Origin of the sequence: Clostridium acetobutylicum ATCC 824 (assembly GCF_000008765.1) — a bacterium.
Classification (GTDB): Bacteria; Bacillota; Clostridia; order Clostridiales; family Clostridiaceae; genus Clostridium_S; species Clostridium_S acetobutylicum.
The window spans coordinates 2,091,820-2,117,040 of record NC_003030.1; the positions used below are offsets into that span (position 1 = coordinate 2,091,820).

At 28.7% G+C, this 25,221-nt stretch carries 25 protein-coding genes; 1 reads left to right on the forward strand and 24 read right to left on the reverse strand.

Annotation, left to right across the window (positions count from 1 at the left end):
* Positions 1-13 precede the first annotated feature (13 nt).
* Genes CA_RS10245 through CA_RS10255 form a run of 3 tightly spaced genes read right to left on the reverse strand, consistent with a single transcriptional unit; the run spans position 14 to position 3,594 of the window.
* Complete coding sequence (locus tag CA_RS10245) at positions 14-967, reverse strand: type II secretion system F family protein (protein WP_010965280.1); 954 nt, start codon at positions 965-967, stop codon at positions 14-16.
* Entirely contained in the window at positions 964-2,274 is a 1,311-nt protein-coding gene (locus CA_RS10250) for a CpaF family protein (protein WP_010965281.1), read from the reverse strand. The genes CA_RS10245 and CA_RS10250 overlap by 4 nt, the downstream gene beginning before the upstream one ends.
* Positions 2,275-3,594: a MinD/ParA family ATP-binding protein gene (locus CA_RS10255; RefSeq protein WP_010965282.1), complete on the reverse strand. Its 1,320-nt coding sequence runs from the start codon at positions 3,592-3,594 to the stop codon at positions 2,275-2,277. It lies immediately after the preceding gene.
* A 306-nt stretch (positions 3,595-3,900) separates the two neighbouring features.
* Here CA_RS10255 and CA_RS10260 point away from each other — a divergent pair, with 306 nt between their 5' ends.
* Entirely contained in the window at positions 3,901-5,364 is a 1,464-nt protein-coding gene (locus CA_RS10260) for a hypothetical protein (protein WP_010965283.1), read from the forward strand.
* 118 nt (positions 5,365-5,482) lie between these two features.
* Here CA_RS10260 and CA_RS20225 read toward each other — a convergent pair whose 3' ends face one another.
* The 21 genes from CA_RS20225 to CA_RS10360 form a co-directional block, all read right to left on the reverse strand.
* On the reverse strand, positions 5,483-5,662 hold the full coding sequence (locus CA_RS20225) for a hypothetical protein (protein WP_241393081.1): 180 nt from the start codon (positions 5,660-5,662) through the stop codon (positions 5,483-5,485).
* Positions 5,663-5,914: 252 nt separating this feature from the next.
* Positions 5,915-6,772 (reverse strand): DMT family transporter, encoded by an 858-nt coding sequence (locus tag CA_RS10270; RefSeq protein WP_010965285.1) that lies wholly within the window; start codon positions 6,770-6,772, stop codon positions 5,915-5,917.
* Positions 6,773-6,983: 211 nt separating this feature from the next.
* Complete coding sequence (locus CA_RS10275) at positions 6,984-7,340, reverse strand: hypothetical protein (RefSeq protein WP_010965286.1); 357 nt, start codon at positions 7,338-7,340, stop codon at positions 6,984-6,986.
* Positions 7,341-7,449: 109 nt separating this feature from the next.
* Positions 7,450-8,142, reverse strand: coding sequence for a DUF2786 domain-containing protein (locus CA_RS10280; RefSeq protein WP_010965287.1), 693 nt, complete (start codon positions 8,140-8,142; stop codon positions 7,450-7,452).
* A gap of 813 nt (positions 8,143-8,955) precedes the next feature.
* A complete protein-coding gene (locus tag CA_RS10285) occupies positions 8,956-10,023 on the reverse strand; it encodes an ABC transporter substrate-binding protein (RefSeq protein WP_010965288.1) in 1,068 nt (355 codons plus the stop codon).
* 2 nt (positions 10,024-10,025) lie between these two features.
* Entirely contained in the window at positions 10,026-10,826 is an 801-nt protein-coding gene (locus CA_RS10290) for an ABC transporter ATP-binding protein (protein ID WP_010965289.1), read from the reverse strand.
* Positions 10,823-11,884: a FecCD family ABC transporter permease gene (locus tag CA_RS10295; RefSeq protein WP_010965290.1), complete on the reverse strand. Its 1,062-nt coding sequence runs from the start codon at positions 11,882-11,884 to the stop codon at positions 10,823-10,825. Before CA_RS10295 ends, CA_RS10290 begins: the two co-directional genes overlap by 4 nt.
* Before the next feature lie 49 nt (positions 11,885-11,933).
* The gene (locus CA_RS10300; protein ID WP_043943622.1) at positions 11,934-12,368 is read right to left on the reverse strand and encodes an MOSC domain-containing protein; all 435 of its coding nucleotides are present in this window, start codon (positions 12,366-12,368) and stop codon (positions 11,934-11,936) included.
* Positions 12,368-12,853 carry a cyclic pyranopterin monophosphate synthase MoaC gene (moaC, locus tag CA_RS10305; protein WP_010965292.1) on the reverse strand — a complete coding sequence of 162 codons (486 nt, stop codon included), beginning with the start codon at positions 12,851-12,853 and terminating at the stop codon, positions 12,368-12,370. The genes CA_RS10300 and moaC overlap by 1 nt, the downstream gene beginning before the upstream one ends.
* A gap of 10 nt (positions 12,854-12,863) precedes the next feature.
* Positions 12,864-13,820: a GTP 3',8-cyclase MoaA gene (gene moaA / locus CA_RS10310; protein ID WP_010965293.1), complete on the reverse strand. Its 957-nt coding sequence runs from the start codon at positions 13,818-13,820 to the stop codon at positions 12,864-12,866.
* A 54-nt stretch (positions 13,821-13,874) separates the two neighbouring features.
* A complete protein-coding gene (locus CA_RS10315; protein ID WP_010965294.1) occupies positions 13,875-14,465 on the reverse strand; it encodes a MogA/MoaB family molybdenum cofactor biosynthesis protein in 591 nt (196 codons plus the stop codon).
* An 86-nt stretch (positions 14,466-14,551) separates the two neighbouring features.
* Positions 14,552-14,683 (reverse strand): hypothetical protein, encoded by a 132-nt coding sequence (locus CA_RS20360; protein ID WP_010965295.1) that lies wholly within the window; start codon positions 14,681-14,683, stop codon positions 14,552-14,554.
* Positions 14,684-14,729: 46 nt separating this feature from the next.
* Positions 14,730-15,323: a hypothetical protein gene (locus tag CA_RS10320; RefSeq protein WP_010965296.1), complete on the reverse strand. Its 594-nt coding sequence runs from the start codon at positions 15,321-15,323 to the stop codon at positions 14,730-14,732.
* Positions 15,324-15,359: 36 nt separating this feature from the next.
* Positions 15,360-16,556, reverse strand: a complete 1,197-nt coding sequence (locus tag CA_RS10325; protein WP_010965297.1) for a glycosyltransferase — start codon at positions 16,554-16,556, stop codon at positions 15,360-15,362.
* A 38-nt stretch (positions 16,557-16,594) separates the two neighbouring features.
* Complete coding sequence (locus CA_RS10330) at positions 16,595-17,269, reverse strand: ABC transporter ATP-binding protein (protein ID WP_010965298.1); 675 nt, start codon at positions 17,267-17,269, stop codon at positions 16,595-16,597.
* A 29-nt stretch (positions 17,270-17,298) separates the two neighbouring features.
* A complete protein-coding gene (locus CA_RS10335) occupies positions 17,299-17,484 on the reverse strand; it encodes a hypothetical protein (protein WP_010965299.1) in 186 nt (61 codons plus the stop codon).
* A gap of 18 nt (positions 17,485-17,502) precedes the next feature.
* Positions 17,503-18,081 carry an indolepyruvate oxidoreductase subunit beta gene (locus CA_RS10340; RefSeq protein ID WP_010965300.1) on the reverse strand — a complete coding sequence of 193 codons (579 nt, stop codon included), beginning with the start codon at positions 18,079-18,081 and terminating at the stop codon, positions 17,503-17,505.
* On the reverse strand, positions 18,068-19,822 hold the full coding sequence (gene iorA / locus CA_RS10345; RefSeq protein ID WP_010965301.1) for an indolepyruvate ferredoxin oxidoreductase subunit alpha: 1,755 nt from the start codon (positions 19,820-19,822) through the stop codon (positions 18,068-18,070). Before iorA ends, CA_RS10340 begins: the two co-directional genes overlap by 14 nt.
* Positions 19,823-19,849: 27 nt before the next feature.
* Positions 19,850-21,226 (reverse strand): NAD(P)H-dependent oxidoreductase, encoded by a 1,377-nt coding sequence (locus CA_RS10350; protein WP_010965302.1) that lies wholly within the window; start codon positions 21,224-21,226, stop codon positions 19,850-19,852.
* Between the two features lie 83 nt (positions 21,227-21,309).
* Positions 21,310-23,808 (reverse strand): FtsX-like permease family protein, encoded by a 2,499-nt coding sequence (locus CA_RS10355; RefSeq protein ID WP_010965303.1) that lies wholly within the window; start codon positions 23,806-23,808, stop codon positions 21,310-21,312.
* Positions 23,809-23,867: 59 nt separating this feature from the next.
* On the reverse strand, positions 23,868-25,211 hold the full coding sequence (locus tag CA_RS10360) for a siderophore synthetase (protein ID WP_010965304.1): 1,344 nt from the start codon (positions 25,209-25,211) through the stop codon (positions 23,868-23,870).
* Positions 25,212-25,221: the final 10 nt, after the last annotated feature.

Sequence of the window (25,221 nt, forward strand, 5' to 3'; positions counted from 1 at the left end):
CAAAAAACCTCCTTTAATAGTTAAACTTTTTAAGTGAAAGACATCTATATATTGAGAATAAAATCACACACAAAAGATACCCTACTAATACTTGTCCAGTTGTTGTATTCATAAGCAAAGCATAAAAGTTATCTGTAACTTTAGAAAGCGCATTAAGTATTATAAGTGTTGCAAATGCTATAGCTGTAATACTTATCTGTGCACTTTTCACCTTACTTTTCCTCTTTTCTTTTTCTTCATAATAGTTTCTAATAACCACTCTTGTTTTATCAAGAAGCTTACAATAATCAGCATTATTTAAAGAACATATATATAAATTTTTAAGTATATTTCTTAGTCTTATGTTTTCTACTTTATTTATATAATTTTCGAAAGCCTTTTTCATAGGCATCCCTACCCTTATATCTCTTACAAAATCATTATTATAGGTTCTTAAAGGCTCTTTAAGCTTTTCAGTAGTTTCCTCCATCATAAAAACTATATTATTTTTTACAGCTGCATTACTCTTTAAGGAACTTATTAAAAACATTATACTATTATCTATCCTATCAAAATTAACCTGAACCATTTCCTTTAAAACACCATATAAAATAATAGGTAACGCTGCAAATGCTACTACTGAAAATATCACGCTTTCATATATCTTGAAAACGGCAACTGAAAATAGAAAAGACATAATAATAACCCCCAAAATAAATATTTCAGAGGTCATGTATTTTAAGTATTTTCTTATACCTGAAGAGTATATTGTTTCATCTAATTTACTTAAAAAAATATTGCTACCTTTTCTTTTATATATCCTATTTACTTTTTTATCAAATAGCCTATCTCTATACTTTTTGTCAAAATAGCATAGTATAGATTTCACTTTCTTTTTATCATCATTTATTAATCTCTTTGATAATATATATGATATGCACAGCAGTGATAATATTAAGATCAGATTTATAATCTTTAAAAGCTTCAAATCTCATCCCCTCCAAAATTCACAAAATTAGCGTACTCTATCTTTTCTTTTACTTTATTACAGCTATCATTTAATTTTTTGAAATTACCCTTATAGAATTTAAAAATTGGATTAAATACAATTTCGCATCTCTGCTCATCAAAGTTCGATACCTCTGTTATCTCCATAACCTTATAATCTTTCATAAATATTATTATATCGATTGCAGAAAGCAATTTTAAAAGAGAAACTCTACTTAAATTTGGATTTGCTTCTTGCATATAGTCAATTAGTTTATTTACAGCCTCCTTTGAACCATTTGAATGAACTGAGCCCCATCCATCATGTCCGGTACCAACAACCTTAAAAAGATTTAGAGCCTCCTTTCCTTTAATTTCTCCTATTACTATCATATCTAAATCCTCTGTCATAGCAAACCTTGTTAAATCCCCTAAGGAATATTCTGCATCGTTTTCTCCTGTCTTAATTTTTTCCTTTTGAAACATCATATTAGGATGATCTGAAAATAGCTCCTCAGACTCCTGTATAATAAGTGCTGCCCTATCATATGGCACCTTTTCCAGCAGTGCATTTATCATAGTTGTTTTTCCACTTCCCCCCTTTCCGCATAAAAGTATATTTACTCCTGCTTTTACTCTTTTAACAAGATAACTGTATATATCTCTGTTAAACATATTATGCTTTAGCATCAAAGATTCAAGTTCAACTTTTCTTTTAGGTATTTTCCTTATAGAAATATAGGAATTATCAACGGAATTTACAAAGGATGAACTTAAGCTTATTCTTAAATAAAATTTGTCTGTCCTATCTGACAAAACTTGAATTGCATTCTTTTTATCAAGAGTTCCATTAAGTTTTATCACAATGTAATTAAAAAATATATCAAGCGATTTTTTAGATGGAAATCTTATAGTGGATGGGAGTCTTTTGCCTTTTATTTTTATTTGTATATTATCATATGAAAGTACTCTTATATCAGAAATTTCATCATCATCAATTAGGTCCTGAAGAACGTAATATCCAAACAAATAGTCTTTAACCTTTTTTATGAGAATTCTTTTAACCCCATTATCAATTTGAATCTCATTTTTATCTACATAATTTAGAATTTCATTTTTAAGAGACTTATCTGGTAATTTACCACTTTCCGTATCATTTATTAGGTAGGGCCTTTTGTCTGTAAACTCCATTACTATACTATCAACTAGATTTATTAGCTTTTGTTCTATATTATATGATGTGTCTTGCATCTGCAATGAAATGTTACTTTTGTTGTTAGTCTCTTCAACTAAATTAATTCTGTTCAATTAAAGCCCCTCCTCTTCCTTTATAAAAAGTCTACTAAAAATTGAGGGCTTGGGGATATACTCCAATTTTTCAAGTAAAGCTACATACTCTTTTAAGGTATCCTTTCCTCTCATTAAGGTATCTATAAAAGGCTTTTGTTTATTTAAAGCCTCTTCCCTTCTATCATCCTTTTTTAGGTACCCTATTATGTTATAACCTTCAAAAAGCTTTTCAATAGTCTCACTATCTAAACTTCTACTTGAAATTTCAGAAATAACAAACTTTAGCTTATCTTTACTTATTATATTTTTTAAATTATCTACTAAAAGAAGGGTATTTCTTATGCTCGTATAATTTGGCCTTGTAATAAATATAACTTTACTTGATAGCCTTATAGGTATAAATGTACTGACAAGACTTATATCAGGATTGGTATTTATAAGTATAGTATCATACACCTTTGCTGCTGTATTAACTATTTCTTCATAGTAACTTTTGGGTATCTTTTCTGCAAGAATTAAGTCATATAACCCTGTTGCTATTTCTATATTTCTATATTTAGGATGCCTTTTTACGAATTTAGTTATATTGTTTTCATTAAGCATATTTCTCTCTATTGCATTATGCATCAATACAAGGCTTGTACTTTTTTTTAAATCATACACACTTTCAATCTCTATTTCTTTTGTTACTCCAAGAAAATCGTCCATAACAGGAAATAATGTATTAAAATCTAAAATCAATATTTTTTGCTGAACTTTTTTTGATAAAATCACACTTAGTTGAGTTATAAAATCTGCTGTTAATAATGAATCTTCTGCTGTATACACCGTTATTATATTTTTCTTTAGTATCTTGGGTTTATAGACTATTTCCTTTACAGGAATCTCAACTTTTTTTTCAACAACCTTAATCTTTTTATCTACTGTACTTATCTTTTCATTGTACATTGAATTTGGTATGCCTTTATATCTAAGGTATATATCTTTTATATCTGAAAAAGAATTAGGCTTTAAAATCAATTTAATAATATCATTAGGCTTTACAGGGTCAAAAAGTATATCATTTACGGAATAACTAAAACATCTTTTTACACCTTTTACATCATCGCAATTAGTAAGATATATAATCCTAGTATTATTTGATTTTAAAATAAAAAAAAGATCCTGAATTTTTGTATCTCCCATAAGTCTGTCTGATAAAACTACAACATCAAAGGTTTCAATCTTAAAAAACTCTCTATAATTTACCATAGATATTTTTGTGTCCTTTCTATTTTCAAGAATCTCTTCAACCTCTTTATCGAGTTCTATCATACCCGTTGCCATTGCTATTTTCATATCTTAACTTACCTCCTTTATATTAAAAAAGCCTGGAAATATCCAGACTTTTAAACTTAACTTTACACAAATAAATTTTTTGACAACAACCGTTTTATATAACTTTTCCAGAACAATTAAATTTTAATACATATTTTATTATATATACTATCCTATTTCTACTCTCTTTCTACCTATTTTATTTCTCACTTTTTCTAATTTTATACTATTTTAACAAAATATAATGAATTATTAGCTCTTATATATTATAATATAATGGTCCGTAAAATATTTAATATAATAATGACTAAGGAAGTGGCATATATAATGAACTTTGTTACTAAAATAACTAAAAATCATATTATCAATACAATAATTATAGCTATTGCTGCAATAATATTATTAGTTAGTCTTTCCATAAATCCAATTATAGGAAAACACGATAATGGTGATTTTGGAAGGCTAATGATATACGGCGGTATTGATAACCTATCTAACGCTTACAAAGATATTTATGATGGCTTTCTTCACATTAAATATTCAACAAACCCTTTGAATGTTCTTTTATTATTCTATAATGACTGGACTTCATGTTCTATACCTGTAAAAATATCAGTTATTCTTTTTCTTATACTTCATAAGTTTACTGGAAATTTATTTGATATAAGGTATTTATCCTTTGTTTACAGCATACTATTTTTGATGGGACTATATTTGATAATAAATTTCAAAAAATTATCTACTTCTTTAAAGATAATTTGTGGTTCATACATGATTTTATTTTTCACAAGTACCTGCTATGTTGAATATTTTAATTCTTTTTTTGAAGAAGCAGGAACTATAGTGTTTTTCCTCTTATGCATAGGTACTTATTTAAATTTAATAGAAAAATCAAAGCCTCAAAAAAGAGATTTTGTATACTTTTTTGTAGCATCAGCATTTTTTCTCACGGCTAAAGCTCAAAATCTGCCGATGGTACCATTTATGCTTATAATCTACTTAAGCCTATACCTAGTATACAATAAGAAAAAATTAATACTTATAAGCTCAATATTTGTGATTTTTCTTTGTATAATTTCATATTTTTCTCTCACAAAGGTCATGAATGAAAACAATATATATCAATCAGTTTTTTCCGGAGTTTTAAGAGATTCAAAAACACCTACTAAGGATTTAACAGAATTAGGGCTAGATAAGAAACTTGTGGTATTCAAAGGACATTCTTTTTATAATAAGAATAATGGACTGGATCCTTTAAGCAATAATATGCTTAAAAATTTTTATCCCAACATTTCCAATTGGAAAATACTCTTTTTTTATCTAAAACATCAGGACAGAATGTGGCAAAAAATTGTTGATGCTTCCAACTCAAATTATAGGCTTGATAAACCCTATAGTGGAAACTTTGTTAAAGGACAGTACTCCAAGAATAAACACTTAAACACTTTTAGAAGCTATTTAATTAGCAAATTTCCTTATATACATCATAATGTTTACTTATTTATTATTTTCTCGCTTATATACTTTACTACATCTGTTATTTACGCAATAAAAAGTAAAGATGTTTCAATAAAGCTCCTGAATTTAATGTTAATTTTTATTTTAATAACAGGTTCTTCCCAATTTATACTTCCCGTAATAGGTGCGGGGCATGGAGATTTTTCAAAGCATCTTTTTTTACTCAATTTTTCTTACGATATTATGTTTGGAGTAGCTTTACTATGGTTTTCACACATTATTTCAAACATTTTTTTATTTCATAAACACAATAACTACTTTACAAATAAGTAAAATTTATGTGTTTATTATCCAAACAATTGTGTTATAATATAAATAAAGAAAGCCATTGGGCTTTATGCTTAAGTACAAGATTTTCTCTAAAAACGCACTTAGTGGAATGGGTGCGTTTTTAGTTTTTTGAGTTTTTATTTTCGGATTTAATTTCTATTTCAGAATCCAAAACATCTTTAATTCTCGTTCTATTTTTTAATGTCAATTTATCTTTCATATACGTAGCAATAAAGACCATTGCGGTCATTGCCAACGTTGTTACGCAAACTATTGCAACAAGAATTATTTTATCACTCATAGCATCACCCCCTGTTGTCAAGATTACCCAACAACTTTCTTCTGGCCAGGAAAAACTTACTGGGGCGATACAAAACATCTTATACTGTTTTTCCATATCCATATTATACCACATTTTACATAATGATATTCATTATACCCTATTTATAAGAAAATTTTTCGCATTAAAATGTAGGCTTCTAAGTCTATTACTTAGAAACCTAAAATAATTTGATATTTATAAATCAAGAAAAGCCAATAAAAAGTCCTAATCTTATTTCTTAAAAAACAAAAATATAATACCAAAAATCAAAAGACAAATATAGCCAAACTTTCTTTTAAGATTTTTTTCTTTAAATATAATTCCTCCAACTACAGCAGAAACAATTATAGATATTTTTCTAAGAGGCATAACTATTGAAATCTGACTTGAAGGTATATTAAGTGCAGTAAAATATATCCTATCTGATACAATAAGTATTAAACTCATAAAAGGCACATAAAAATCAATCTTAATTTTGGATTTATCCTTTGAACTAACCCTAAAATAAAGCATGGTCAGTCCATTAAACAAAAACATAAAGAAACAAAACCAAAATTGCATTTGACCTGCATTTATAGATTTAAGTGCTATTTTATCAATAGTTGCACTTACGGCATTTAATACTGCTGCACTTATCATAAAATAAAAATACTTATTCTTAAATATATTTATAACTTCACTTGAGCCTACTCTTCCAATAAAATAGTAAGAAATCAGCATAATTCCAATACCAATATACTGAAGCAAATATAACTTTTCATTTAATATAAATATACCAAATATTACAGAAAACATTGGATTTAATGTATCAAATGGAGTTATTACACTTATAGGCAATTTCTTAATTGCTGAAAAACTAAGAGCCCAAGATATAAATACGATAAAGGTTTTTATCAATATTATTAATAGCTTATCTCCCTTTATATTAATTGCATTATGAAATTCAAAGGACACCAATAGAAAAGCAAAAAAAGAATAAAAAGCTAGTACCGTTAATACTGAATTTTTTTCAAAAGCTTTTTTCTTTGTTATGTCCCAAAATCCCAATAAAATCCCTGATAAAATGACCATCCATATCCATGAATACATAAAACTTCTCCTTTATTATATAATAGTCTTTTCCTATGTTTAAATAATTTCCTCATATAGTATATATTTTTATTTAATTTGGGTCAATTTTTATGATAATCTAAAAGTTAAACTCCATCTTGTATATAACTCCCATTCCCATTTTGTAATTTATATTTGTCAAATGAAAAAAGCAAGCTTAAATCTATTAAACTTGCTTTATCAAAACATTCTATTTAATTTTCAGGGCATCTATAATTTTATTCTCCTGATCTTGTGTAATTACCTTTTCCTTTACTAATTTATCAAGTGCGGCCTTCGGTGTATTACCTGTAGCTTTATTCACAGTACCCATAAGTGCATTTAATACTGAAGCTGATTGTTCCTTTGTTATTGTGCTATCCTTCTCTAGCTTCTTAAGATCAGCATCGTAGGTTTTCTTAATTTCATCTTTATTAGTAACTTTTTTTACTGAATTTTGATTGTTTGAAGTAGAATTATTACTGCTGCATCCAGAGAATGCAAACAGTGGAATAAATAAAGCTAGAATAATAGTAACAAATTTATTAATTATTTTATACTTTTTCATTTAAAGTCTTCCTTTCTACAAATTTTATACTATTATCCTCTACTTTTTATACAAAAAATATACTTGTGTAAATACTTTTAGTAATAAATTTTATTATTAAAACATATTTTTACTTTGTTAATTTATGCATATAGTTATTAGCTCCCTCTGTTATTTTATCCGTTATGCTAAATTTCTTTCCAGCCTCATGTCCTCTAAGGTAAATATCGTTATGCCCATTATATTTAGCGCTTACTTTAAGTCTTCCATTAAATTTTATTTTTTTATGAGCCTCTACCACTTCTTTATCTTTTAATAAAACAAGTCCCCACTCAGTATTAGCTCTCTTTTGTTCTTCAAATTTTTCTAAAAGCCCTTTTATGAATCCAAGGGCATAATCATTTTCAATGCCTTTAGTACTGTATCCTTGTTTTGAATATTTATATTTTAATCTTTTAACTATACTATTTATACTGTCTATTGCATAGTTTAAAACTATATTGCATACAACGATATCCTCTTCCTTTCCAAGAAATGCTATAATATTGGTTCTTTTTCTTTTGTAGTAGTGATAACATCCAAAATTATCCGCTATAATCTTTGCAAGGTATGCCTTCCATCTAGCTTTAGTAAATGATATGTTACTAACCTTTTCCTTTACTTCTTCATTATAAATTTCATGCTCTTTTACTTCCTTCATTGACAGTTTGTATTTTAAAAGAAGCTCTTGAACCTTAAGCATGGCAATCTTTGCTTCATTTTCATTGCTGCTCTCACTTAAGCTAAGAAGCTTTTGTATTTTCTCGATTATTTTAGTATCCATGTTGTTCCTCCTATAAGAAAAGGCAGCTGCTTAAAATATTTTTAGAAGCAACTACCTTTATAATCTTAACTTAAGTCAATCTACTATTCCTACGCCGTAAAATTCACCCATTGTTAATTATCTTCTTAATTCGTATTCTTAACTAATCACTATTCTACCATACTTTTCATCATTTAGGTTATATGCTTAATTAACCTGAATCTTCTATCTCTCATAATAAGAAAAATCAAAGGCAATATAATATTATTCACTTTTCTCAATATTTCCATTCAAGGGATTAATAGAATATCTTCTAGCATAGGCTACTTGAACTCGCTAATACTAAAATTCATCCACGAAATCCCACAGTTCAAGTAAAAGTTAATATATTACATCGTTGCTTTGAATTTGGAAAAAGTATAAAATCAGTATCAGAATATATTGTTTATACTAGGCCTAGCATTTATACTTGGATAAAAAAATATCTTTTGAAAGGTACAATTGCATTGATTAATAATAAAAATATCCAACCACAAACATTAGAAGAAGGTTCAGCTCAATCCAACACTAAAATTGAAGAATTAGAAGCTCAAATAATTTATATGTAGCTTGAAATAAATATTTTAAAGGAAACAATAAATGTATTAAAAAAGACTCAGGCATCTACCAAACAGCTCACAAAAATCGAGAGAAGGTAGTGATATTCTATGCCCTAAAGAATAAGTATTCACTGCCAGTATTGCTTAATAAACTAACCCTTGCAACAAATTGTTAAAACTATATAACCTCATGTTCTATTCTTAACTATACACATATGTTTTAAAATATTTATTACTAATCAACTGGTGCCTTTCCCTTAATTATTCGTTCTGCTTCCTCTTTAGTAAGATTATAATTTAAAAATTCTTTGTAAAATTTAATAGTTTCGTTAGTAATGTCTAAATCAGAAAATTTATTAGGATATAGTGTTTTTGCAGCCCATTGTATTTGCAGTGCTTCCTCAGCACCATATCTATCCCACATAAAAGCTCCATTAGGATTATGAATTATTTTATTATTTTTAACAGCATTTATATTCTTCCATGCACTAGAATTAAAAAACGCACCTTCATCTTTAACATCAGCGCCCAGTATTATAACATCAGGATTCCATTTTAATATTTGCTCCATAGAAACCTCTTTCATATTTCCTTTTACTTCTGATGCTACATTAATTCCACCAGCAACCTTAATCCAAGAATCAATAATAGTATTAGATCCATCTACTGTTAACGGTGCGATGTTTTGTATATGTAAAACTTTCAATTTCTGATTCTCCGGTATTTGTAAAGTAACCTTTGATACGGTATTTATCTTATTATCTAAATATTTATTGTATTTATCTGCTTTTTTCTCTGACTTACTTCCAAGAATTTTTCCAGTAAGTTTGAAACAACTTTTTAATTCATCAAAATTAGTGAAATTCAATTTTACTACACTGATACCAACTTTTTTTATTTTATTATCAAAATTATAACTAGTAGGTAAAAAGACAATATCTGGTTTTGTTTTAATAAGTGACTCCATATTCACATCTGTTTTTGTAAAAACAGTTTCAGACTCATTCATCTGCGGGTTTACTTTATATAACCATGGCTCCTGTTTGCGAGTAAGTATAGTTGAAACAACATTATTTCCATATCCAAGCATGCATAACACTTCATTATGTGCAGGCCAACCATCACCTATTCTTTTACTATTTTTTGGTACTTGCGTTTTTTCTCCTGACATATCTGTTACTGTCATCTTAGTTGATTCTTTCTTCTCTATTGCTCTATTAGAATTAGAACATCCTGAAAATACTGTAGTAACCATAGCTATCGTCATTGCAATTACTGTTGTTTTTTTTATTATTTTTATCACTTTTAATCACCCTCCCTTATATTACTTAATAATGGTATACATGATTTAATTACATTACCATATTGATCTTTTACACTTATAATTTTTACATCTATGCCGTACATAGATTTAAGATTTTCTTCTGTTATAACTTCATCCATTGAGCCTATTTTAAATATTCTCCCTCTTTCAATTAATGCTACTTTGGCTGAACACAAAAAAGCATGATCAGGAAAATGCGAAGTCATTATTATCCCAATTCCTCTAGCAGCTAGTTTATTAATTTGCTCTAGCACCTTTACCTGATTTCCAAAATCAAGATTAGATGTAGGCTCATCTAATATCATTATCTGTGATTGTTGTGCCAATGCTCTAGCTATTAACACCATTTGTCTTTCTCCACCACTAATTTCTGTATAAGTTTTTTCTTTTAGATACCCTATACCTAATACATCAATTGATTCACTAGCAATTTGCCTATCCTTTTGAGATGGTGTTAAAAAAGCACCCATATGAACTGTTCTACCCATTAATACTACATCATAAACTGTATATGGAAATGGTAGAGTATGTGCTTGGGGAACATAACTTATAGCTTTAGATAATTGCTTTTGTGATAGTTTTTTTAAATCTTGTCCATCTAGTAATATCTCTCCGTCCTGTATTTTTAAAAAACCGAGTATAGTTTTAAACAAAGTGGTTTTTCCCACTCCGTTAGGTCCAAGAATACATAATATTTCTCCTGATCTTACATGCATTGTTATATTGTCTATTATGATTTTATTATTATAGCCACATGCTAAATTTTTCAATTTCAAATTCATACAAGATTTTTCCTCCTTATTATTAAGTAAATAAATAGAGGAGCTCCTATTAGCGATGTTATAATTCCTAAAGGTATTTCTGTTACAAATATGTTCCTTGCAATATCGTCTACTATTAAAAGGAATGTACTGCCTATAATGAGACATGTGGGTAACAAATGTTTATGATTAGGCCCCGCAATCATTCTAGAAATGTGAGGAATAATTAGTCCAATCCAACCAATTATACCGCTAAACGAAACCGCTACTGCTGTCAAAATTGTAGAACAAATTATAACAACTGCTCTTGTTCTATGCACATTTATTCCCAGTGCACTTGCTTCTTCATCTCCAAACGAAAGAACATTTAATCTCCAACGTAACAACATAAGAAGAATTATCGGAATTAATATAACGATAAGCATAATTTTTATATCATCTAAACTAATAGTAGTTAACCCACCTAATAACCAAAATGTTATTGCTGGAAGCTTGTTATCTGCATCGGCTGAATATTTTACCAAAGAAATAAATGCTGAAAAAAAATTTGAAACTACCATACCTACCAAAATCAATACCGCTGTAGAACTACTTTTATAACCTATAAATTTATTTATTATGTACGTTAAAGTTACCGCAATTATCCCAAAAACAAATGAAGAAAGCTGCACTTCTAAACTATTAAATGATAATAAAATTGCTATTGCTGAACCAAAAGCTGCTCCTGATGAAGCACCTAATATATCAGGTGATACCATAGGATTTTTAAATATCCCCTGATAAGCTGCTCCTGATATTGAAAGTGCAGCTCCAATTAACATAGCTCCTATAATTCTTGGAAGCCTTACCTCAAATAGTATGCTATCTGCACTAGAAATACTTCCATCGGAAATAGAAAATATCTTTGAATAAATAATATGTAAAAATTGTTTAATGGAAATTGAATATCTACCTACTGATATTGAAATAAGGAATGTAATGATTAATATACTTAACAAAATTAGCATTCTACCAATTTTGATTTTTTTTTTACCGGGTATAATATTATTGTCTTCACATGACTTTTTTATATAGTCCATTAAAAATATCCTCCTTCCTTAGTTAAATTAGTAATCTTGCTTTAACTATCTACCTATAAATAATTTTTATTGTATCCCCGGTTTTTATTTTTCCTTCTTGTAATACTTTTGCAAATATGCCTTCTTTGGGCATGATACAATCACCCAATTTTTTTCTTATCTCACATCCAAAGTGACATTCCTTTCCAACTTGTGTAACTTCAAAAACTACATCTCCAATCTCGATTCTTATTCCAATTGGGAGCTTGTACAAGCATACACCTTCAGTAGTAATATTTTCAGCAAACTTTCCAGGGCCCAAACCTATTTCCTTATTTCCTACCTTTTCTATACTCTCAACTGCAAGAAAGCTTACCTGCCTATTCCAATCGCCTGCATGAGCATCTCCATCAAGCCCATGATTTATTTTAAAAAATCCTTCTTCTATAGGCTGCTTTATTGTCCCCTTTTTCTTACTAATATTTACAGACACTACTTTAGCCATCATAAACCAACCCTTTCAAAATCTCCAGATTTACCACCACTTTTTTTAACTAACATAATATCACTTATAACCATCTCTCTATCAATTGCCTTACACATATCATAAATAGTAAGTGCTGCAGCTGATACTGCTGTAAGTGCTTCCATTTCAATTCCTGTCTTACCAACTGTTTTTGTCATTGCAACTATTTCAATTTCACTATTTTCAAAATCAAACTTAAAATTAATATCACAATTTGATATTAATATATTGTGACACATTGGTATTATTTGGGAAGTACTTTTAGCACCCATTATTCCACCTACTTGAGCTACAGCTAATACATCACCCTTTGAAATAGTTCCCTCTTTTATTCTTTCAAGTGTGTCTTTTTCCATGGAGATTTTTCCACTAGCTATGGCTTGTCTTATTGTATTGTCCTTTTCACTTACATCCACCATTCTAGCTCTTCCTTCTTCATTTATGTGCGTAAATACTTCGCTCATAATTTCACTCCTATCCACCAATTTGGTACATCATTTTTTTGCTTCTGCTAATATTTTCTTCATTTATATGGTGCTGAAAGGTCTTGTTAAAAATTATAGTTTTTAATTTCTCCACAAGAACATCTTCATTATTTAAATAAGGCTTCAAATCTATTTCTTGATTAGAATGCAAACATGGTTTTATAGTCCCCATAGATGTAAGTCTTATTTTATTACATGTTGAGCAAAATTTACAACTTATAGGTGTTATGTATCCAATTCTTCCTTTTCCACCTTTTATCTTATACATATTAGCAGTACTATTTTGAAGACTTTCTATAGGAATTAAATCTGAACGAGACATAAGTAATTCCTTTATATTCACTCTACCTTTTTCATAAATTTTTGCTCCTTCACCTATAGGCATTAGTTCAATAAACCTTATTTCTACAGGCATTTCTCTAGATAAATTTACAAAATCATTAACTTCTAAATCGTTAATTCCCTTTATTAATACAGTATTTATTTTTACAGGTTTCAAATTAAGCTTCAAACATGTATCAATTCCATCTATAACTTTAGTTATTTGATTAAAGTTAGTTATTTTTGTGAATGTATCACTTTTCAAAGTATCAAGACTTATATTTACTCGTTTTAATCCTGCTTTCTTTAAATCTTTTGCCATCTGTGGAAGTAAAATACCATTTGTTGTTATGGCAATGTCATTAATTTGAGGTAATTTTGAGGTTTCATATATAATTTTACTTATCTCTTCATTAAGTAGTGGCTCTCCTCCTGTATACCTTACCTTATTTATTCCTACTGAAACAGCTGCTCTAAGTAATTTAAAAATATCTGAGCAACTAATCTTATTGTTTTCCTGTATGTAACCTTTCATTTTAGGCATACAATAAATGCACCTTAAATTACATCTGTCTGTTACTGAAATTCTTAAATAGTCAATATTTCTGCCATGCTTATCTATCATAATTTTCTCCCACCAATTACTTTTATATGTTATAGTAAAAGTTATCTCATAAAATCAATGTCCAAGTCCATTATTTATATGTATAATATGTTCCATTGTTTTTAATAATATTTCCATGTACTCAATAACTGCTTTTTTACTTCCTGGAATTGTATAAATTAAAGTGCTGCCATTAATACCTGCTATTGAACGACTTAACAATGCATGTGGATTCTCTTCTCCAAATTTTACTCTTATATACTCCATTAAACCTGGTATCTTCTTTTCACAAAAAGCATTAACAACCTCATAAGTTATATCTCTTGCACTAACTCCTGTACCCCCAATCGTAAAAATACCATCGTATCCTTCTTTAATGTCATTTTGTATCTCATTTTTTAGTTGTTCTCCACTTTGAGGAATAGACTTATAATCAATATGTAGTTTATATGTAGTTGCACAAAAATGCATATTTAATATTTCCTTCATTTTCTGAGCACTAACGTCTGCATTTCTACTATAAAACACATCATCATTTATGGAAATTATTTTAAAATTAAGGATTCTAGACATATGCCTCACCTTAAACCCCAGCTTAATTACATCTGAAGACTCCAGCTCTACTACAACTTCATTACATTTATCTTCTATCCTTGTAATATTCATTTCAGTTTTTCCAATAATAAGCTTATCCAATAAATTAATATTATTTTTATCTATTCCAACTATAAATAAACTTTCAAAAAAAACTTCTACTTCAAAAGGCTTTTTTTTATCTGGTTAATTACCTTAAGAGTTTTATAATCTTTATTTCTCTCAGGCATAAAATTGTCTATTGCTAAAACAGTTCCCTCATATGCTGTATTATCATTATATTTAAGCATTATGAATCTTCTCCTCTTTAAAATCTTTAAATTATAAAACTTCCGATTAGCTTTCTCTGATTTTCACTTCTATGTTATTTACTCTTCTAAATACATCTACTTTTTTTACTATTTCGCTAATGTTATTTTCAAAATCATACTTTACAATATAATCAGCATAATCAATTACTTCTCTTGCTGATTTTTTAATAGCACTCACACCTTCTCTATTAACCATTATAAACCCACCAGGTCTAACCACATGACGAATGCTATTTGATTCACATATTACTAAGGTATTCTTTGGCAATTGCGTAATAAAATATTTTATAGCTTCATAGCTATAACTTTTCAAGGTTTTAAGCCAAAACACCCTATCCGCACCTGCTTTTAATAAACATGCCGTATCCTTATTTGTGTTAGAATTCACTTCTTCAAGTAATTGAAAATTGCCTTTTAAACTAGAGCAAACACCACAGCCTTCTCCTCCTCTAGGGCATTTACCATTTTTCTCTCTTATGGTTGTAACCTTTAACCCTATAACACAAAAATTATCTTTAAATTTTTTTATTATTGCAGTAGCAAGAGTAGTTTTCCCCATATTACGTCCTGTTGCACCGATTAACAGCATTTGTGGAATTTCTATGCACTCATTTTTCATTATTTATCCCCTCATAATATATCTTTTAAGTACTGATTATAAAAAATCTTCAATCACTTTTGTAAATAATTTTTTTGCATCATACCGGCGTATCTCTTCTTTAATCTTAGAAAACTTATTAGCGTACTGAAAACTATTTAACATTTTCATAATTTCATTTGCAATAAAATCACTTTTAGCCATATTAGGTCTTATTGCTTTCCCTAGCCCCTTTTTTTCAACCATATTCATTGCAAGACATTGATCCATATTAGTTGGAAATCCAATTAATGGTTTACCCTTTGAAAGAGCTTGATATATACTTCCAGAACCACCATTGCATATAACTATATCTGATTTTTCTATTGCTAACAATGCAGGTATATAATCACTAACAAAAAACTTTTCAGAAAGGATCTCATTAGAAATTCTATTAGCAGTTGCCATGATAACTGTTACATCAAGTTTATTTAAGGCATTTACTATTTCCCCCAATAATGCCAAGTTTCCTGTCGAACCCAGTGAAAAATAAATAATAGGTTTCTTAATACTATCTATTTTATTCCACCACGTGGGAAGCTCATTATCAACAAACTCAGTTATAGGTCCAATATACATATGTTCCTTTGATAATGGCCTTGTTGGAGCAAGAGAAGGTACATCTAAATATAAGTTCAAATCTCCATTACAATGCATCTCTTCCATTGAATTTACAGGATGCAATCCAGCATTAACCCTAAGCTCATTAAAACCCTTAATATATCTTTTTGTTACTAGAGGTAACATTATTTTAAATAGTCTTTCCTTATTTTTTAAGCTTACCTTACTTAAAAGTGGTATTTCTGGAGTTTGCCTTTTTTGTGTAGAAAAGGGACTCCAATAAGCATTGGCAATATTAATATATGGTATATTAGCCTGCCTTAAAGAAATACCTAATGAAACTCTCATATCTCCAACGACCAAATCTGGTTTAAATGTAGAAAATACCTTCTCTTCACAATCTATATACTTAATAAGAGTTTTCTTATCAAATACCTTAAATGGCTTTTCTATCCGTGAATTAAATTCTTCTGGTGATAAGCTAAAAATTTCAAAATAATTATCAATTTTATGGCAAACAAATTTTTTGTACCTTTTACTACAAGCAAAAGCAATATCATATTTATCTTTGTCTATACACGAAGCTAAATACATTGGTCTTACAATATGTGATAATGCTATTCCCTCACCAACAAATAAAACTTTCTTTTTCATAGAACTTCCACTCCATTTACAAAATTATATTCTAATTATTAATTCTGTATCATACCATCTTTTAAGAAAATCGTTCTATTACCATACGTTGAAGATTCTTGTGAATGAGTCACCTGAACTATTGTCTTGCCCTTTTCCCTATTAATTTTACGTAAAAGTTCCATGATTTCATTTCCTGTTTTCGAATCTAAATTTCCAATAGGCTCATCTGCTAAGATAATATCAGGTTCATTGATTAAAGCTCTCGCAATGGCTACTCTTTGCTGCTGACCACCTGATAATTGTTTAGGAGTATACTTCCTTTTCGTTGATAATCCTATATCCTCAAGAATCTCATCTAGTTTTTCCTTATACAGTTTTTCACTTTTACCTTCTAATAATATTGGCAATAATATATTTTCTTCAACACTCAAATTAGGAATCAGATTATAAAATTGGAACACAAATCCAACATTCCTACATCTCATATTACTCGCTTCATTATCACTCATTACTGCTATATCTTTCCCCTTAATTTTTATACTTCCGGAAGTTGGCTTATCAAGTCCTCCGATTAAATAAAGAAGCGTACTTTTTCCAGAACCTGATGGTCCCATTATGGAAACAAATTCACCTTCATTAATTGTTACTTGTATATTTTTCAAAATAGTAGTTTCAATTTTATCATTCTTAAATGTTTTATATAGATTCGTCACCTCAATAGCCGTTTTCATTTTATAACTTCACCTCAAATTCCATAATATTAAAAGCACCCAATCTGACAATTCTTAATTTTTATACTATTCTTATTACATAAAGTACCAATAGTAGATACACTTATATTGAATTCTTTAGCAATTTTAAAAGCAATTGCACACTGAAGTTGCTTTTTTCCATTAACCATCAAGCAATGCTTGTTAATGGAATCCATAATCTGATTTTCATCCATAAAAATACCACCTTCTATTTATAAATTTTCCATTCTCCCTTCTTCAAATGCTTTCATATTTATATCTAAAAATCTTTGTGGAACAGTTTCTTTTATTGACTGTATCCATAATTCCTTTTCAATATCCATAACCCTTGAAAATGCCCCCAAAATAACCATATTGGAAATCTTCATATTTTTGTACTTTTTACATATTTTAAGGCAATCTAATGATATTGTATTCTTGCATACACTCTTAATACTATCAATTATATTATCTGGGTATTTCTCTTTGCCTATAATTACTGGAAGGGGATATATCTTCTCTGTATTTACAATAACTATTCCCTTTTCATTTAAATATTCAATCCATCTAAGTGCTTCAAGTTCCTCAAAAGCTAATATTATATCTGCCTGTCCTTTTTCCACTATTGGTGAATGAAGTTTTTCACCAAATCTAACATAAGTTACAACACTTCCACCTCTTTGACTCATTCCATGAACTTCAGACACCTTAACATCATAATTCTTTTTCATACCAACTCTACCAAGGATTTTACTGGCTAACAATGCACCTTGCCCACCAACACCGACTATTATTATGTTAATATTCCTCATTCACATCACCATCTTCCTCGAAAGCATCCATTTTACAAATATTCATACACAATTTACACCCAATACACAATGATTTATTAACTACAATATCTTCATCTTCAATACAAATACAAGGACATCCTATTTCAAGACATTTTCTACACTTAACACATTTACTTTGATTAACTTTTAAAGGAATAGCCTTTGATTTATGTTCTTTTATTCGTTCGCACTCTCTTCTTGCAATAATAACAGAAGGCTCACATGCTGCAATTTCTTCCTTTACAACACTTTCAACTTCATCAACATTAAATGGATCTACTACTTTTATACGCTCCACTCCAACTGCTCTGCAAAGTTTTTCAAGTTCTACTTTTTTTGTTGCTTCATTTTTAATATTATAACCCGTTGTAGGATTAGATTGATATCCCGTCATAGCAGTAACTGCATTATCAAGTATAATGACAGTTGAATTTCCCTTATTATATACAATATCAATTAATCCTGTTATACCGGAATGTATAAAAGTAGAATCTCCTAAAATGGCAACAGTTCTATTTATAAATTCAGTACCACGTGCTTTTTCCATACCATGTGCAATTCCAATACTAGCTCCCATACATATGCATGAATCAATAGATCTTAATGGCAATAATGCACCTAATGAATAGCATCCTATATCTCCACTTACATTTAATTTTAACTTTTTCAAAACATAAAAAATTCCTCTATGAGGACATCCTGGACACATAGCAGGAGGTCGTGCAATAATATCTTTAGCTATTTTTTTATTAACAGTAGGTTTTTTACTAGAAAAACTATTATTTATAATCTCCGAATTTAATTCCCCAACCATAGGCAAAACTTCCTTACCTATTACTTTAATTCCTAATTCCTTTATGTATTCTTCAATAAAAGGTTCCAGCTCTTCAATAACATATAGTTCTTCTACTTTATTTGCAAACCTTTCAATTATCTCTCGTGGTAAAGGATAAACCATGCCAATTTTTAGATATGACACATCTTTAAATACTTCTCTTGCATATTGATAAGCAATACCACTTGAAATTATTCCTATATTTCTTTTTCCCCACTCGATATTATTTAACTGTGATGATTCGCTAAAACTTACTAATTTATTCATTCTACTTTCGACTTTAATATGTCGTACTTTTGCTATTGCAGGAACCATTACATATTTATTAATATCTTTTATGTAATCCTTAATATCACATTTACATCTTTCATTAATTTCAACAATATCTTGAGAATGAGCAATTCGTGTGGATAAACGTATAATTACTGGGCAATCAAACCTTTCGCTTATTTCATATGCCTCTTTTACAAATTCTTTACATTCTTGGCTACTTGATGGCTCCAGCATTGGTATTTTAGCAGCCTTTGCATATCGTCTACTATCTTGTTCATTTTGGGAACTATGCATTCCTGGGTCATCTGCCACAACAATAACTAGTCCACCATTAATACCTGTATATGATACTGTAAATAATGGATCAGCAGCTACATTTAAGCCGACATGTTTCATAGAGCACAAAGCTCTTGCTCCCCCAATTGAACTCCCAATTGCCACTTCCAAGGCAACTTTTTCATTGGGTGACCATTCTGCATATACTTCATGGTATTTTGCAATACTTTCCGTAATTTCTGTACTTGGAGTTCCAGGATACGCTGTTGCTACAGTAACCCCTGCTTCATAAGCTCCTCTAGCAATAGCCTCATTACCAAGCATTAATTTCTTCATAATACTATCACCTCGAATTTACTAATATTATTGTATTTTAATTACTTTCTTGTCCAAATATTTAAGAACTGTAGTACCAAGTGAATCTATAATTTTTTTCCTGATAGGAGGTATTTTAAGAAAAATAGACATAATAAAGTTTCTAATTCTATTTTCATAATTATACTGTGGAAAATCATAATACTTATTTTTTTTATAATACCTATGATCTGCACTAAATATCATTCTATACTCTCCCCAAATCATATCTCTAAATACTTTATGACCCCCAACACCTAAAAATGTTCTTTCCTTAACATAGTTTAAAGTAGAACATTTAACTAAATTTTTTGAGAACTCCAAAATATTTTTATCTATTTCAGCTGATGTTGAAATCTCATCTGTAACTATTTCCACCAAATTACATCTTTCAAATTCTGCAAGTGTTTGAATACTATCAGTTAAATCTTGCACTTGTCTCAATTCACCAGAAACTAAATATCCCAATTGTTTTTTTGCAAAATTTGGCTGATGATTTTTGTAAAATCTTCTATCTATAAACAGCTTCCATCGTGCAGATAAATATCTATTTTCAATTTCCCCTGCAAAAACTATAATGTCATAGCTTCTAATTTTTTCGTATACCATGCCAATATCATCTTTACCACTATAAATGCAGCTGCCATCATATACACAATGCATACACCCAACACATCCGCCATTTATTTTTATGTCAGATATATTAATCAAATCTGCATTAGTAATACTTACAAACTTACTTACCATTTTTCCAATATTTTTATTTAAATTCATAGAATCAGTTACAACAACAATTTTCTTACCTTTATTATCAATTTTGAATTCATTATATTCTGGATTATATTCCTTAACTGTTTTTATTATTGGATTATATCTACGTGGATGGTACTTTTGATTTTCAATATCGTCAAAAACTATTTTGCCAAAAGAATAAAAATTGTTTTTCTTTTCTTCATTGGTCAAATCAAATATCTCAGCTGAATAATAATCTACATATCTCATATTTAAATCATCAATTATAGCATGCACATATTTTATTGCTGCTATATCAAAATAGTGTACTGATGTTGTAATTATTACCGCATATTTATCCCTAAACACTTCAGCCATATTATTTTCAAAAATCAATTCAATAAACCTTTTATATCCTGCTGGTACTAAACCTAGATATACAGGAAATCCCCAAATAACAACATCCGCCTCTTTAATTTTATCAATTATCTTATGCCTCTCCTTCTCATCATTTTCTAACCTCCTTATATTACGTGTTATGTTTATATAGGTAAAACTATGTTTTGCAAAACTTTTTTCAAGAAATTCTACATATTTCATAGTTACAGTATTACACGCTTCTTTGGGACTTCCATTTAAAACTGTTACCTTCATATAAATTTCACTCCTAGTTTATATATTTTATAAGTATTCTTACAAAATACCACCTCTAAAGCATAAACAAATAACTTTTATAATTATTCACTTTTTATCTCTTGAACTATATTCATTTTTAATACATTTCTAGCCGAACCAATAGAAGCTAACATAGAAATCAAAACAGCACCAATTACATATATAATAAAATCTTTGGGAAAATAACTTATAGGCATTGCTACCTTAGCTATTTCTAGAAACATAGGAATTATATTTATTAAAATAATGCCTACTAATACACCTACTGCACCTGATGTTAAACCTATAATTAATGCTTCTACAAAAATCATTTTCATAACTTGTTTTTTCTTCATACCAATAGATCTGTAAACAGCTATACTATGTTTTCTTTCTATAAAACTTATAACAAAATTATTTATTATTCCAAAACAGCCTACTATGATAGATATTATAGAAAAGCCCTCAATCATCATACTTAACTGCTGCATAGAATTTTTAAAATTTTCCTTAAATGTGCTTGTAACCTCTATGTTTGGGTAATAATCTTTATAAGTCTTCTTTAATTTATCATTTACCTTTGAGACTTTTACATTGTCTCTTACATGAATGTAAGCAGCTACATAATTATAATCCCCTGTATCCTTTTGCAAATATCTGACTGATATCATAGCAAAACTTCCTTGTGTCATATAAGTATCTGCAAAACCAATTACAGTATAATTTCGTTTCTTACCATTTAACTCTAAAGACAACTTACTATTCATGCTTAAGTCATATCTTTTTTGTAGTATTTTACTTACTATTATATTTCTTCCTGACTTTAATTTTTTGAGCAATGCTTCCTTATTTCCTACTAAATTTATTTTTCTGTAATTAAAGTACTTATCTCCCGAAACACCATCTATTAGACTAATTGAATCCTTTGAGTTTTTTACTTTAACATTTTGCACACAGTTCAAGCCTAATACATCTTTAACATTTGAATCTTTTTTTATAGTTTCAACATCGCTTTTATTTAAATTGGGGAATGATATTCCAATATCATAAGTTTGTATATTAGCTATTGAATCTATGAGCTGTACCGTCATATTTTTACATAATGTATTAACCATAAGCAGTACACCAACACCAATGACAATTAAAGTTGTGATATTTAAAATGCTTTTATTATTTCTCATATTTCCAATAGAAATTTTGCCTATACTTCCAAACAATAAAGAGAAAGGCGTTTTTAGAACTTTTATTAATGCTTTAAATAGTAACGGAAAAGCATATAATATACCTACAAATATGCATACAACGGAAATTAATGATCCTATTTCCACAAACTTAACAGGAACAAACTTAGGTAAAATAGCTGAAATGATTACCAAAACTATTCCAATAATTCCTTTTTTGTTACTACTCTCCTTATGTTCTGATATATTATTTAATACAACCTCTTTAATTGGTATATTTGAAACATTCATTATAGGAATAATACTACTTATAAAACTAATAACATTAGCTAGAATAAAGCTAATTAAAAGATTCATATATGATATATTAACTTTAACCATTCCTTGCAATTCACTGGATGTGGAAAACAAAGTAAGAGCATACGTTATTCCTATACCAACAACCCCTGCAAGTACTCCTCCAATTATTCCAAACACCATACTTTCCATAAGCATAACCTTATTAACACTTTTTTTAGTTGCTCCAACACTTCTAAAGGTACCAATATGGGGCAGCTTATTTATCATAATAATCTTGAAGGATGAATAAATTATAAATATACTCATAAAACTAGCAATTATAGTTATAAATATTAAAGATATTGTAATGGTTGATAGATTTTCATTTAATTGTTCTTGTGTAAAAGGCTCCTTCACTTCATACTTAGGATAAATACTTTTTAGCTTTGATATTAGCTTTTCCTTACTTTCTCTTCCATTTGATTTAATATACAATTCATTAGCCTTACCATCTGTCTTAAAATAATTACTTAGACTATCAAATGGAATAATTGCATATCTCTGTATAGATTCATCTAAAAATATCCCCTCTTGTGCTGCAATACCAACAATTTCAAATTTATAAGTTGTACCATTAATTTTAATATTCATGGTGCTACCGGACTTTAGGTTATAAGCCTTAGCAGTAGTACTACTAATAATAATTTTATTTCCTTTAAAAGGCTTAACATTTTTCTGACTGACTAAAAGGAAATCATTCATTTTCTTATAGTCACTTAAATTTATACCTTTTAAACTTAATGTATCGTATTTTTTAGAATTTATTTCATAACTGCATACTCCATTAACTTCGTGTATTGCATATGAAAGTTTTTCATTCAATTTATCTGCTAATTTATAATCTATATATTTTGAACTAGAACTATCTTTAGTTTGAACTGTTATATCTGCATTTCCTACTTGCTGCCTTATCCTTTTTGTATATATGTCTGATAAGCTATTTTTAACTGACAAAGAAGAATAAAATAGTGATACCGATACTGCTATAGCAAATATAACCAGTAATGATCTTAATTTTTTTTCCCACATTGACTTAAATACATATTTAATAAGTATTCTCATTATTGTTACCCTCCCTTTTTACATATAGAAATTTGATCATGTAGTTTTATACACCACATTTATAGAATAATTTCATCTAGTATTTTCTTAAAATCATACTTTACCCTCCTAGTTAGTCCATCTTTGTCATTATACCTAATAAAATTTATTGTTATTTTATTTTTGTAACCTGTAATACACATTAATGGAAACCCTTCAGCAAAACCACATGGAATTACAAATGCATCTTCCATAAATTTTTTATATGGCTCGAGATACTTATCCATTTTGCCAATATTAGTTGATGTCATTCCCAAATATAACTCATCTACAACTTCACCTTTTCTCTTTAGTACTTCTTTTCTCATAATTTCAGTAGGTAATATTAAAAATAAATAAAACTTGTAAAAAGCACTCAACCCCATAGGATATCTTTTTATCCTCTTCAGTTTCTCATTAACTTTTTCAATATCTTCAACATCTGCATCTTTTATCCATACATACTGTAAAAACGAGTAATTCCCAATAAATTTTTTATTAGTTCTAATATATTTTCTAATATCTATTCTCATTCCAGTTTCAATATATTTATTGCTTTTTTCTAATGCCGAATTATATTTTTTATTAAATTTCAAAAGTAAATGAAGTACTATATCATTTATAGTGAATCCATATCCTTTATAGTAGGCTTTTAACTTTTTTACTTCAGTCTCACCTAAATTTATTTTTTCTACACTCATGGTATTACAGTCAACATTTACAGTTTTAATTTTTTCCTTTTTAATTAATGGATCCATCTCACTAATTCGATTAGTTTCAAATAAATTTTTAATAGTTCCGCGGAGCATATTTATATTATCTTTTATGCTTATGTGAAAAATAGGCTTAGTTATTTTTGAAACCAGCGCAGGCTGATTATTTAATTTTTTTTCTAATATTAGATTGTAGCATTGTCCAATTAAACATATTATCTCCAGCCACCCTCTTACGTCTGCTACCGAATGATGCATTCCAATGGTAATCATTTTATTTTTACTTTGGCTGTTATAAAATACCGTTATTTTAATAGGAGACTCATTTTTTATGTCTATGTGTTTATCCTTTAATTTAATAAACTCAGAAAAAGCCAATTCATTAAAAGCTTCCTTATCAGCCACTTCACTTTGAATATGTATTTTCTTAAATATTTGACTTACATTAAACTCTTTAATTTGTTGCCATTTATCTCTCCAATAGCCTTCTGAAAACTTGCATGATAGTATAGGTACCGCTTTTACTACATACGTAACTGCCTTTTTATAAATCTCAATATTAAAATTATCATTTAGGTAAAATATATAATAAATGGTACTTCCTAGCATATTTCTGTCTATTGAGCAAAAAAAGCTTTCATGAATTGTAGCTTTATAACATTTATTTTCCATCATTCGTTCC